General features: G+C 59.9%; 11 protein-coding genes. 7 read left to right on the forward strand and 4 right to left on the reverse strand.

The window, feature by feature from the left end; genetic code table 11:
* Positions 1–162 precede the first annotated feature (162 nt).
* A complete protein-coding gene (pobA, locus tag CKW14_RS19015) occupies positions 163–1,347 on the forward strand; it encodes a 4-hydroxybenzoate 3-monooxygenase (protein ID WP_176471312.1) in 1,185 nt (394 codons plus the stop codon).
* A gap of 79 nt (positions 1,348–1,426) precedes the next feature.
* Positions 1,427–2,944, forward strand: a complete 1,518-nt coding sequence (locus tag CKW14_RS19020) for an MDR family MFS transporter (RefSeq protein ID WP_095048260.1) — start codon at positions 1,427–1,429, stop codon at positions 2,942–2,944.
* A gap of 131 nt (positions 2,945–3,075) precedes the next feature.
* On the opposite strand, the gene CKW14_RS19025 is transcribed toward CKW14_RS19020, so the two are convergent.
* From CKW14_RS19025 to CKW14_RS19040, 4 genes are all read right to left on the reverse strand, one after another.
* Positions 3,076–3,924, reverse strand: coding sequence for a cache domain-containing protein (locus CKW14_RS19025; protein WP_095048261.1), 849 nt, complete (start codon positions 3,922–3,924; stop codon positions 3,076–3,078).
* A 113-nt stretch (positions 3,925–4,037) separates the two neighbouring features.
* Complete coding sequence (locus tag CKW14_RS19030) at positions 4,038–4,889, reverse strand: ATPase (protein ID WP_095048262.1); 852 nt, start codon at positions 4,887–4,889, stop codon at positions 4,038–4,040.
* Positions 4,890–5,005: 116 nt separating this feature from the next.
* Positions 5,006–5,998: an NAD(P)-dependent oxidoreductase gene (locus CKW14_RS19035; RefSeq protein ID WP_095048263.1), complete on the reverse strand. Its 993-nt coding sequence runs from the start codon at positions 5,996–5,998 to the stop codon at positions 5,006–5,008.
* 54 nt (positions 5,999–6,052) lie between these two features.
* Positions 6,053–6,946: a LysR family transcriptional regulator ArgP gene (locus CKW14_RS19040; RefSeq protein WP_095125860.1), complete on the reverse strand. Its 894-nt coding sequence runs from the start codon at positions 6,944–6,946 to the stop codon at positions 6,053–6,055.
* 96 nt (positions 6,947–7,042) lie between these two features.
* On the opposite strand from CKW14_RS19040, the gene CKW14_RS19045 reads away from it, so the two are divergent.
* The 5 genes from CKW14_RS19045 to CKW14_RS19065 all read left to right on the forward strand — a co-directional run bounded on the left by CKW14_RS19045 (position 7,043) and on the right by CKW14_RS19065 (position 13,132).
* A complete protein-coding gene (locus CKW14_RS19045) occupies positions 7,043–7,444 on the forward strand; it encodes an ACT domain-containing protein (protein ID WP_095125861.1) in 402 nt (133 codons plus the stop codon).
* 5 nt (positions 7,445–7,449) lie between these two features.
* A complete protein-coding gene (locus CKW14_RS19050) occupies positions 7,450–8,052 on the forward strand; it encodes a LysE/ArgO family amino acid transporter (RefSeq protein ID WP_095048266.1) in 603 nt (200 codons plus the stop codon).
* 440 nt (positions 8,053–8,492) lie between these two features.
* Positions 8,493–9,089 (forward strand): superoxide dismutase, encoded by a 597-nt coding sequence (locus CKW14_RS19055; protein WP_007918933.1) that lies wholly within the window; start codon positions 8,493–8,495, stop codon positions 9,087–9,089.
* 433 nt (positions 9,090–9,522) lie between these two features.
* Complete coding sequence (locus CKW14_RS19060) at positions 9,523–11,574, forward strand: bifunctional diguanylate cyclase/phosphodiesterase (protein ID WP_095125862.1); 2,052 nt, start codon at positions 9,523–9,525, stop codon at positions 11,572–11,574.
* A 211-nt stretch (positions 11,575–11,785) separates the two neighbouring features.
* A complete protein-coding gene (locus tag CKW14_RS19065) occupies positions 11,786–13,132 on the forward strand; it encodes an imelysin family protein (RefSeq protein WP_095125863.1) in 1,347 nt (448 codons plus the stop codon).
* Positions 13,133–13,222: the final 90 nt, after the last annotated feature.

Raw genomic sequence — 13,222 nt, forward strand, 5'->3', positions numbered from 1 at the left:
GTGGGCGATAATCGCACCGATTGGCAGAATGTACAGGTATCAGCTCAGTTTTCACCTTCAATTGACAGACCCGCAAGGGAAAAATGCAAGCACTCGATCCATAAAAAATATTCACCGGCGCTTGTCGCGTGAAGCTTGCGAGCCATAAAAACAATGAAAACGCTGAAAACCCAAGTCGCCATTATCGGCGCCGGTCCGTCCGGATTGCTCCTCGGCCAGTTGCTGCACAACGCTGGTATCGACACCCTCATCCTTGAACGCCAGACACCTGATTACGTGCTCGGACGCATTCGCGCCGGGGTACTTGAACAAGGCATGGTAGAGCTGTTGCGTCAGGCTGGCGTGAGTCAGCGCATGGACGCCGAAGGTCTGGTGCATGGCGGTTTCGATCTGGCCCTGGACGGACGTCAGGTGCACATCGATCTGCACGCGCTGACCGGTGGCAAGAGCGTGATGATCTACGGCCAGACCGAAGTCACTCGCGACCTGATGGCCGCTCGTCGGGAGGCTGGCGCGCCGACGATTTACCAGGCGAGCCATGTCGTTCCTCACGACATGAAAAGCGACGAGGCATTTGTCACCTTCGAAAAGGACGGCGAAATCTTTCGCGTCGATTGCGACTACATCGCCGGCTGCGACGGCTTCCACGGTGTCGCGCGGCAGTCGATTCCGGCCGATAGCCTGAAGGTCTTCGAGCGGGTTTATCCGTTTGGCTGGCTGGGGATTCTGGCCGACACACCGCCGGTGCATGAAGAGTTGGTCTACGCCCGCCATGAACGTGGCTTTGCGTTGTGCAGCATGCGTTCGGCGACGCGCACCCGCTATTACCTGCAAGTGCCGGCGGATGAAAATGTCGATGACTGGAGCGATCAGCGCTTTTGGGATGAATTGAAAAATCGTCTGCCGGTGGAGCTTGCCGAGAAACTGGTTACCGGCCCTTCGATCGAAAAAAGCATCGCGCCGCTGCGCAGTTTTGTCGTCGAGCCGATGCAGTACGGGCGGATGTTTCTGGTCGGTGACGCCGCGCACATCGTTCCGCCGACCGGCGCCAAGGGTTTGAATCTGGCCGCCAGCGACGTCAGTACGCTGTTCAATATTCTGTTGAAGGTTTATCGCGACGACCGCACCGATCTGCTGGAGAAATACTCGGAAATCTGCCTGCGCCGCGTGTGGAAAGCCGAGCGCTTTTCCTGGTGGATGACCTCGATGCTGCATCGCTTCGATGATCACGATGCGTTCAGCCAGCGCATCAGCGCCTCGGAACTGGACTACTTTGTCAGTTCAGAAGCAGGGCGAAAAACCATTGCAGAAAATTACGTCGGACTTCCTTATGAGGCTATCGAATAGCCTGCTACCGACTTACACTGGCGAGCATCCCCGCTCGCCTGACGATCTGCGGGACTCTCACTGCCCGCAGGTTTTGCCCGTGACCAATCTCAATCACCCCGAAACGCCCAAACCGGCCATTCGCAGCGTGCTGGTCGCGCTGATGATGGCGATCTTTCTCGGCGCGCTGGACCAAACCATCGTCGCCGTGTCGATGCCGGCCATTTCTGCGCAGTTCAAGGACGTCAGCCTGCTGGCCTGGGTGATTTCCGGGTACATGGTCGCGATGACGGTGGCCGTGCCGATCTACGGCAAGCTCGGCGACTTGTATGGGCGGCGCAAACTGATGCTGTTCGGCATGGGCCTGTTCACCCTCGCCTCACTCTTTTGCGGCATGGCGCAAAGCATGGAGCAACTGGTGCTGGCGCGGATCCTTCAGGGCATCGGCGCCGGCGGGATGATCTCGGTGAGTCAGGCGATCATCGGCGACATCGTGCCGCCGCGCGAACGCGGGCGCTATCAGGGTTACTTCAGCAGCATGTACGCGGTGGCCAGTGTCGCCGGCCCGGTACTCGGCGGTTACATGACCGAATACCTGTCATGGCGCTGGGTATTTCTGATCAACCTGCCGCTGGGCCTCGGTGCCTGGTGGGTGGCCCGCCGCAATCTGCGTGGCCTGCCGATTCCCCAGCGCAAACCGGTCATCGACTACCTCGGCACGCTGCTGATGATCATCGGCCTGACCGCCCTGCTGCTGGGCATCACTCAGGTTGGTCAGGGGCATTCGTGGCGCAGCAGCGAAGTGCTCGGTCTGCTCGCTTGTGCGGTGGTGGTGTTGGCGCTGTTTGTCTGGCACGAGCGTCGGGCGCGCGAGCCGTTGCTGCCGATGCACCTGTTTGCCAACCGCAATGCCCTGCTGTGCTGGTGCACGATTTTCTTCACCAGTTTCCAGGCGATTTCGTTGATCGTGCTGATGCCGCTGCGCTTTCAGAGTGTCACCGGGGCCGGGGCCGACAGTGCCGCGTTGCACTTGCTGCCGCTGGCGATGGGGCTGCCGATTGGTGCGTTTTTCGCCGGGCGTCGCACGTCGATCACCGGGCGCTACAAACCGCAGATTCTGACCGGTGCGATGCTGATGCCGGTTGCGATCTTCGGCATGGCGCTCAGCCCGCCCGAGGCGACGCTGGTCAGTGGTCTGTTCATGTTGCTCTGCGGTATTTCCAGCGGCATGCAATTCCCTACTTCGCTGGTCGGCACGCAGAACTCGGTGGAGCAACGCGACATCGGCGTTGCGACCAGCACCACCAACCTGTTTCGCTCCCTCGGCGGCGCAGTGGGCGTGGCGCTGATGTCGGCGCTGTTGCTGGCGTTGCTGCAGGACTCCAGCTTCGCCCATCTGGCGAGCAGTTCGCTGATGAGCGAGGGCCATTCGGGCAACGTCCTGCTGGATGGTCTGAACGCCGCGCCGGGGGATGCGCAAAATGCCTTGCGTGCGGAGTTGCTGGTGACGTTCCGGCATTTGCTGTGGGTAAGTGCGGCGGTGTCGTTGCTGGGATTGGCGGCAGCGATTGCGATGCCGAACAACCTGCTGCGCGGGCGCGAGCACGGCGCAAAATAACTGTCTCCCCTTGATCATTCCCACGCTCTGCGTGGGAATGCCTCAACGGACGCTCTGCGTTCGGCTTTGGATGGGACGCAGAGCGTCCTGGGCTGCATTATTCCCACGCGGAGCGTGGGAACGATCATCCTTCAAGGGCTGTAGTAACCCACGGCGACAAGGAAGTGCCCGGCCTTCTTCAGGTAAGCATGTTTATCCTCAACCTTGCCGGTCACCGGGTTCTTCCAGCGGTATTCATATTCACCCTCATCCTGCTTGCCGATCAGCGCCAGAATCGGCTCGCCCACCGGTTTGCCTTCCGGATCCTTGACCTTGCCGAAGTCGGTATTGATCAAGCGCAGATTGGTGCCGTGGGCGACATAACGCTGGGTATTCAGATCAACGACGAACACGTACAAGTCATCCTGCAAGTAGCCGCCCTTGAGCGAATTGATCGCGGTCAGCGTGCCCTTCTCGTCTTTGCCCAAATCAGTCGCCGCTTTGTCGAGCAACGCCTTGGCCTGCTCGGCCGACGCTCGCGGCAAGTAGTAACCCACCGCCAGAATCCGCTCGCCGATGCGTTGATAAAACACATGCTTACGCTCGACCTTGCCGTCCGACCAGTTCTGCCAACGATACTCTGCCTGCTGGATGCCGTTGCCTTCCGGCACTTTCAACGCGTCCTTGAAGGTTTTCTGCAAATCCGGGCCGAGGACTTCACTGACGTCACGACCGATCAACGCTGATGAAGGCCCGCCGCTGGCGAGCATCACGCCTTTAGTGTCGACCACGAACACGTAGCGATCCTTGTCGACGAACTCGCCCTGACGGCTGAACGCGGCGAACGCCTTGTCGCCATTGTCGTGGTAATAGGCCAGGGCTTTTTCCAGCAAGGCGATGGCGGCCTGACTGTCATCCTTGGCGGTCGTGGCGGCGCTGGCCTGGCCGAAACCGGCCAGTAATATCACGCCGAGCCAGGCCACTTTATGCAAAAACCCCATAGCGCATCCCTCGTTCTTGTTGGTGTTTCAAGAGCGTAGACGGCTTGGGGTGATGTACGAGTATTCAGAATGATGCAGGGGATTACAGAATCCCCTGCACTGATCAACAAAGCTTATGGGCGGGCGTTGATCTGCTGCTGCAGATTCTGGATTTGCGCCTGCAACGTATTGATGTTGCGGGTCATCTGCCCGCGGAAGGCGTCGAACTCGGCGGTATTGCCGCCTTGCGGGGCTGCCGGGCGGTTGTCCTGCTCGCTTTTGAGGACGACGATTTCCTGTTCGAGGCGATCGATCGCCGCGCTCGGGTTGCCCTGCTTCTTCAACGCCGCGATGTCGGCGCCGAGGCTTTTGAACTGCGCGTCAAAGGCCTTCAACTGAGCATCGACCTTGCTGGTGTCGGCCGGTGTGCTTTTCACCGTCGCCAGTTCCGCAGTCAAGGCTTTGACCTGCGCCTGCAACTGGGTATTGGCATTCTGCTGTTCAGTGGTCTGCGCGGTCATCTGTGCCAGTCGTTTGTCCAGATCACTGGCCTGCCCCGCGACGCCTTGCTGCTGTTTGCTCTGATCGAGCAGCTTGCCTTCAAGCTGTTTGATCTGCAGCTTGAGGGCTTCGCTGTCGCTGGTGACGTTGGACTGGCTGGCCACGACCTTGCCGGAAATGTCCTGCAAGCGCCCCGCCGCTTCTTCACTGATGCGCGCGAAGCTTTCCTGAGTCGCAACCAGTTGCTGCTCCATCAACGAGATTTGCTGGAAACTCCACCAAGCCAGACCGACGAAGGCGAAAAACAATGCGCCGACCAACGCCCACAACGGGCCGGTGCTGGCCGCCTTGACCTTGACCACGGGCGGCGTGCGCGAGTGCACGGAGGTGCGAGCGGTGGTCGGAATGTCATCGTCGTCGAAGGTGTCGGCCCGCAGGCTCGGGACATCATCGAAATCGTCGTGGGCATCATTACGCATGGACATTGAGGCAACCTTTGTGAAACGCGGTGATGGCTAAATGCTGCGAAGTATAACCGCCGCAGCCGCAGGGATTGACCCCCAAGCGGCTACACGGTTCATTGCCGCCCGGCCGAATCGTTTCAACGGATGTCCTGAGCTTTCCACCAGCCGCAGAACTCATCCAGCGCCGACCACAGGCTGACTTTCGGATCGTAGTCGAGATAATGCCGGGCGCGGCTGATGTCGAGGGTGAAATTTTTTTTCATCACCTGCATGCCCAGGCGCGACAGGGTTGGCTCCGGGCGCCCCGGCCAGAGTTTGCAAGCGCCCTCGTTGAGCGCCGCGACGCTGTAGGCCAGACCATACGAACGGTACTTGGTGACCTGCGGCACTTCCATTTTGCGCATCACGTAATTGACCACATCCCAAAGCGGCACCGGCGCGCCGTTGCTGATGTTGTAGGCCTTGCCCAGTGCGGAACCGGCGGCCAGCAAACTGCTGAGCATCGCTTCGTTGAGGTTCTGCACGCTGGTGAAATCGACTTTGTTCAGGCCATTGCCGATGATCGCCAAGCGGCCCTTGCGCTGCATATTAAGCAGGCGCGGGAAGATGCTCATGTCGCCGGCGCCGGTGACGAAACGCGGGCGCAGGGCGATGGTTTCCAGGCCGAACTCCTGCGCACCGAAAACCTTTTGCTCAGCCATATATTTGGTCGCGGCGTAGTGATGCTTGAACCGCTTGGGCACTTGCTCTTCGGTCAGGTTGAAATGATCACGGCCATCGAAATAGATCGATGGCGACGACAGATGCACCAAACGGCGGACGCGCTGTTTCAGACAGGCTTCGACAACGTTTTCGGTGACCTGCACGTTTCCTTGATGAAAGTCCTGATAGCGGCCCCACAGCCCGACGGCGCCCGCGCAATGCACCACGGCTTCAACGTCGGAACACAACTCGCGGACCAGATCGGGATCGGTCAGGTCGCCGGGGACAAACTCGGCGCCACGGCGCACCAGATGTTCGACGCTCTCGGCCCGGCGACCGTTGACCCGCACGTCCAGGCCCTGCTCCAGGGCGAAACGCGCAAAGCGTCCGCCAATGAAGCCGCTTGCGCCGGTGACCAGAATTTTCATGTAAAGCTCCGATGTCTTTCGTTTTGCCTGATTCGTGTGTCTTGACGCTGGCCGTCAGTCCAACGGCACCAGCCATTGCGCCGAAGAACGCAGCAATTGCTCGGTCAGCAAGCCCAGCAGTTGACCGCCATTGCGCCAATGATGCCAGTACAACGGCACGTCGATCGGTTTATCTGGCAGCAGTTCACGCAATAACCCGCGTTGCAATTGATCGCGCACTTGCAGTTCCGGCACCAGGCCCCAGCCCAGTCCGGCTTCGATCAGGCGGATAAAACCTTCCGAGGACGGACATAAATGGTGTTCGAATCCGCCATCGACGCCCAACGAGGCGAGGTAGCGATGCTGGAGGAAGTCGTCCGGGCCGAACACCAGCGCCGGGGTGCGTGGCAGTTGCTCGGCGCGCACGCCGTCGGGGAAATGTCGCTCGATAAATGCCGGGCTGGCCAGCGCGCGATAACGCATCGCCCCGAGCAACACACTGCGTGCGCCGGCCACCGGCCGTTCACTGGCGCAGAGGCATGCGGCCACTTCACCGGCGCGCATGCGTTTGAGGCCGACGGTCTGGTCTTCGACAATCAGATCGAGCAGCAAATGTTGTTCGGCGCAAAAATCTCCCACCGCTTCGGCCCACCACGTGGCGAGGCTGTCGGCATTAAGAGCGATGCGCAAACGTTCCGGCAAACCCTCCTCGTCCAGCGCGGGCACAAGGGTTTGCAGGTCACGCTCAAGCAGACGCACCTGCTGCACATGGTTGAGCAGACGCCGGCCTATCTCGGTCGGCGACGGTGGCGTGCCGCGAATCAACACCGGCTGGCCGACCCGCGCTTCGAGCAGTTTGATCCGCTGCGAAATCGCCGATTGCGACAAACCCATCACTTGCGCGGCCCGTTCGAATCCGGCCTGCTCGACCACGGCGGCCAGAGCAGAAAGCAATTTGTAGTCGAACATCAGTTTTCCTAATGAGCGATCAGCACTATTGGTTTTTCTTATACAGGTTTCGCCCGGAGAATAGCCAGCAAGCACTCTTTATCAAGGATCACTGCAATGGCTGGCGAAACCTCACTCACAACCTTGTTGCGCAGCATGAGCCCGCAATTGAACGCCGGCGAATACGTATTCTGCACCCTGCCCGATGGCATGTTACCGAGGGATCTGGAGATCGTCGGCAGCTTCCGCGAACAGGAAGGCCTGACCGTGATTCTCGAACGCTACCAAGCTGAACAGGCCGGTTTCAGTTTCGACTACGTCGCCGCGTGGATCACCCTCAACGTGCACTCGGCGCTGGAAGCCGTGGGCCTCACCGCCGCATTCGCCACGGCACTGGGCAAGGCCGGGATCAGTTGCAACGTGATTGCCGGCTATTACCACGACCATTTGTTCGTCGGCCAGGCCGACGCCGAACGCGCCATGCAAGTGCTGCGCGATCTCGCAGCCAACGCGGAGTAATTGTTATGTGGCAAAGCTATGTGAACGGCCTGCTGGTGGCGTTCGGGCTGATCATGGCGATCGGCACGCAGAACGCATTTGTATTGGCGCAGAGCTTGCGTCGTGAGCATCACCTGCCGGTGGCAGCACTGTGCGTGGTCTGCGATGCGCTGCTGGTCGCGGCCGGGGTGTTCGGGCTGGCAACAATTCTGGCGCAGAACCCGACACTGCTGGCGATTGCCCGTTGGGGTGGCGCGACATTCTTGATCTGGTACGGCAGTCAGGCGTTGCGCCGGGCCTGTTCGAAACAGAGCCTGGGTCAGGGCGAGAGCCAGACCGTGCGCTCCCTGCGGGCGGTGATGCTCAGCGCTTTGGCGGTGACGCTGCTCAATCCGCACGTTTACCTGGATACGGTGTTGCTGATCGGCTCGCTCGGCGCGCAGCAATCGGTGCCCGGCGCTTATGTGGTCGGTGCTGCGAGTGCTTCGTTGCTGTGGTTTTTCACGTTGGCACTGGGTGCTGCGTGGTTGGCGCCATATCTGGCACGTCCGAGTACCTGGCGGATTCTCGATCTGGTGGTGGCGCTGATGATGTTTACCGTGGCTGGGCAATTAATTTTCGCCAGCTGATTTATTCCAAACAGCTAAGGGGATGCCCTCACTAAATGACGGTCGCGCCGCTGCCCCGTAAAGCGCAAGACTAGGCGTGAGGAGCGTGGTTTGGCGGGCCAAATGAGCGACGAACAACGACGGATTGCGCCTTACGGGGCGGCGGCCCTTCGGGTTGGAGCTGTGATCGTGCCAAGCGGCGTTGCAGGACTCGAAGAGGCAAAAAGCATCCTCTTCGTCCCGCGCCTTGCTTGGCACGATCACTGTTCCAACGCGATCCGTCATTTAGTGAGGGCATCCCCTTGAACCTCTATCCCACACAGTTGTTGCGTGGTTATGGCGCAACCCCGGTGCTATGATCGAAACCCTGCGCCGCAAAGAGTAAAAACTCGCCGGTGCATTTCTGGCCGCCCGTGATCGGCCTTGCGCTCACCGCAACAGACCTGATTAGGAGAATCATCATGGCTTTCGAATTGCCGCCGCTGCCTTACGCACACGATGCCCTGCAGCCGCACATTTCCAAGGAAACCCTGGAATACCACCACGACAAGCACCACAACACCTATGTCGTGAACCTGAACAACCTGGTGCCAGGCACCGAGTTCGAAGGCAAGACCCTGGAAGAAATCGTCAAGACTTCCTCGGGCGGTATCTTCAACAACGCCGCTCAGGTCTGGAACCACACTTTCTACTGGAACTGCCTGGCGCCAAACGCCGGCGGTCAACCAACCGGCGCGCTGGCTGAAGCCATCAACGCTGCTTTCGGTTCGTTCGACAAGTTCAAGGAAGAGTTCAGCAAAACCTCGATCGGCACCTTCGGTTCCGGCTGGGGCTGGCTGGTGAAAAAGGCTGACGGTTCCCTGGCTCTGGCCAGCACCATCGGCGCCGGCAACCCGCTGACCAGCGGCGACACCCCGCTGCTGACTTGCGACGTCTGGGAACACGCTTACTACATCGACTACCGCAACGTTCGTCCGAAGTATGTCGAAGCGTTCTGGAACCTGGTCAACTGGAAGTTCGTTGCTGAGCAGTTCGAAGGCAAAACCTTCACCGCTTAAGCTGCGCGCCAGTCAAAAAACCCGGCTTTTGCCGGGTTTTTTTATGCCCGGATAGACCCCGTACGATGATCGTTCCCACGCTCCGCGTGGGCATGCAGCCCGTGACGCTCCGCGTCACTGGACGCAGAGCGTCCCTGGAGGCATTCCCACGCGGAGCGTGGGAACGATCAAACAGAAAATGCAGCCTCAGGCCGCTTGCTGCCGTGCCACTGCGGGCTAACATCAAAAAGAGGAAAAAATGCTGCGAACCGCTCAAGTTGAGGGGCGAAACTACCGACATAGTACAAATTAGGGCTAATACTCCAGACAGCAGCATTTCGGACGAGACCACGGGCAAATCATCCCCGGCCTGATTGTCCCTTTGACTGCCAACTCGGGATTGCCAATACTCATGGCAACTTGACGCTACCCGCACGGAACAAGGAATAACCCTTTGAAGCTGGAACTCAAGAACAGCTTGTCGGTGAAGTTGCTCCGGGTCGTGCTCCTGTCGGCATTGATCGTCGGCGTAGTCTTGAGCTGCGCACAGATCGTTTTCGATGCTTACAAAACCCGCCAGGCCGTTGCCGGCGACGCCGAACGCATCCTCGACATGTTCCGCGATCCCTCGACCCAGGCGGTTTACAGCCTCGACCGGGAAATGGGCATGCAGGTGATCGAAGGCCTGTTCCAGGACGATGCCGTGCGTCAGGCCTCTATCGGCCATCCCAACGAAGCCATGCTCGCGCAGAAATCCCGCGAATTGCAGCAGTCCAACAGCCGCTGGCTGACCGACCTGATTCTCGGCCAGGAACGCACCTTCACCACGCAACTGGTAGGGCGTGGTCCGTACAGCGAGTACTACGGTGACCTGAGCATCACCCTCGACACCGCCACCTATGGCGAGGGCTTTATCGTCAGTTCGGTGATCATCTTTATTTCCGGGGTGTTGCGCGCACTGGCGATGGGCCTGGTGTTGTATCTGGTCTATCACTGGCTGCTGACCAAGCCGTTGTCGCGGATCATCGAACACCTCACCGAGATCAACCCCGATCGCCCCAGCGAACACAAGATTCCGCAGATCAAGGGCCACGAAAAAAACGAGCTGGGGATCTGGATCAACACCGCCAATCAGTTGCTCGAGTCGATCGAACGCAACACTCATCTGCGCCATGAAGCGGAAAACAGTCTGCTGCGCATGGCCCAGTACGACTTCCTCACCGGCCTGCCGAATCGCCAGCAACTCCAGCAGCAACTGGACAAGATTCTGGTCGACGCCGGCAAGCTGCAACGCCGGGTCGCGGTGTTGTGCGTGGGGCTGGATGATTTCAAAGGTATCAACGAGCAATTCAGCTACCAGACCGGCGACCAATTGTTGCTGGCCCTGGCCGATCGTCTGCGCGCCCACAGCGGTCGCCTCGGCGCCCTCGCCCGTCTCGGCGGCGACCAGTTCGCACTGGTACAAGCGGATATCGAGCAACCTTACGAAGCGGCCGAACTGGCGCAAAGCATCCTTGATGATCTGGAGGCGCCGTTCGCCCTCGACCATCAGGAAATCCGCCTGCGCGCGACCATTGGCATCACCCTGTTCCCGGAGGACGGCGACAGCACCGAGAAGCTGTTGCAGAAGGCCGAGCAGACCATGACCCTGGCCAAGACCCGCTCGCGCAACCGTTATCAGTTCTATATCGCCAGCGTCGACAGCGAGATGCGCCGCCGTCGCGAACTGGAAAAAGACCTGCGCGATGCGCTGTTGCGTGATCAGTTCTACCTCGTCTATCAGCCGCAGATCAGCTATCGCGATCACCGCGTGGTCGGCGTCGAAGCGCTGATTCGCTGGCAGCATCCGGAACACGGTCTGGTGCCGCCGGACCTGTTCATTCCGCTGGCTGAGCAGAACGGCACGATCATCGCCATCGGCGAATGGGTGCTGGATCAGGCCTGCAAGCAATTGCGCGAATGGCACGATCAGGGCTTCGTCGACTTGCGCATGGCGGTCAACCTGTCGACGGTTCAGTTGCACCACGCCGAGCTACCGCGAGTGGTCAACAACCTGCTGCAGATGTACCGCCTGCCACCGCGCAGTCTGGAACTGGAAGTCACCGAAACCGGCCTGATGGAAGACATCAGCACCGCCGCCCAGCACTTGCTCAGCCTGCGCCGCTCTGGCGCATTGATCGCCATCGATGACTTCGGCACCGGCTATTCATCCCTGAGCTATCTGAAAAGCCTGCCGCTGGACAAGATCAAGATCGACAAGAGCTTCGTTCAGGACCTGCTCGATGACGACGACGATGCGACCATCGTTCGCGCGATCATTCAACTGGGCAAGAGCCTGGGCATGCAGGTGATTGCCGAGGGCGTGGAAACCGCCGAACAGGAAAGCTACATCATCTCCGAAGGCTGCCACGAAGGTCAGGGTTACCACTACAGCAAACCGCTGCCGGCCCGGGAACTGGGCGCCTATCTCAAACAGGCGCAACGCAGTAACGCGGCCATTCTCTAGAAGATCAAAAGATCGCAGCCTGCGGCAGCTCCTACATTTGGAATGCGTTCCCACTGTAGGAGCTGCCGCAGGCTGCGATCTTTTGATCTGCGTAAATAAGAAATATTTCCAGCCACAACCCTTTACACATAATGCGAAAGATTTGCATTATGTCGCAGTTTTGCGCACCCCCAGCGCGAGTCCACTCAACTATCGAAGCAGGATGTTCGCCATGATTCGTATGCCTCTGGCTACCGCCAGTCTGCTGGCCATCGCTATTTCCCTCGCCGGTTGCGGCGAAGGCAAAGACAAGGCCGCCGCTCCGGCCGCACCGACCCCAGCCGCCAGCACCACCGCACCTGCGGCGGCGCCTGCCACTGCCGGTAAAGTCGACGAAGCCGCCGCCAAGGCTGTGGTCGCGCACTACGCCGACATGGTCTTCGCCGTTTACAGCGACGCCGAATCCACCGCGAAAACCCTGCAAACCGCCGTTGACGCCTTCCTCGCCAAGCCGAACGCCGACACCCTGAAAGCCGCCAAGGCTGCCTGGGTCGCCGCGCGCGTTCCGTACCTGCAGAGCGAAGTGTTCCGCTTCGGCAACACCATCATCGACGATTGGGAAGGTCAGGTTAACGCCTGGCCTCTGGACGAGGGTCTGATCGACTACGTCGACAAATCCTACGAGCACGCTTTGGGTAACCCGGGCGCCACCGCCAACATCATCGCCAACACCGAAGTTCAGGTCGGCGAAGACAAGGTCGACGTCAAAGACATCACCCCGGAAAAACTCGCCAGCCTCAACGAGCTGGGCGGTTCCGAAGCCAACGTCGCCACCGGCTACCACGCGATCGAATTCCTGCTCTGGGGCCAAGACCTCAACGGCACCGGCCCAGGCGCTGGCAACCGTCCGGCCTCCGACTACCTGGAAGGCGCCGGCGCCACTGGCGGTCACAACGATCGTCGTCGTGCTTACCTGAAGTCCGTGACCCAACTGCTGGTCAGCGACCTGGAAGAAATGGTCGGCAACTGGAAGCCGAACGTGGCTGACAACTACCGCGCCACCCTGGAAGCCGAGCCGGGCGAAACCGGTCTGCGCAAAATGCTCTTCGGCATGGGCAGCCTGTCCCTGGGCGAACTGGCCGGCGAGCGCATGAAGGTTTCCCTGGAAGCCAACTCCCCTGAAGACGAGCAGGATTGCTTCAGCGACAACACCCACAACTCGCACTTCTACGATGCCAAAGGCATTCGTAACGTCTACCTGGGCGAGTACACCCGTGTTGACGGCACCAAAATGACCGGCGCCAGCCTGTCGTCGCTGGTGGCCAAGGCCGACCCGGCTGCCGACACCGCACTGAAAGCCGATCTGGCCGCCACTGAAGCCAAGATCCAGGTCATGGTCGATCACGCCAACAAGGGTGAGCACTACGACCAGTTGATCGCTGCCGGCAACACCGCTGGCAACCAGATCGTTCGCGACGCGATCGCATCGCTGGTCAAGCAGACCGGTTCGATCGAAGCCGCGGCCGGCAAACTGGGCATCAGCGACCTGAACCCGGACAACGCTGATCACGAGTTCTGATCAACTGCGTCTGCGTCAAAAAAAGGCGACCTTCGGGTCGCCTTTTTCATACCTGCCGTACACGGCTCACTGTAGGAGCTGCCGAAGGCT

Source organism: Pseudomonas sp. Irchel s3a12 (assembly GCF_900187485.1).
Lineage (GTDB): Bacteria > Pseudomonadota > Gammaproteobacteria > Pseudomonadales > Pseudomonadaceae > Aquipseudomonas > Aquipseudomonas neuropathica.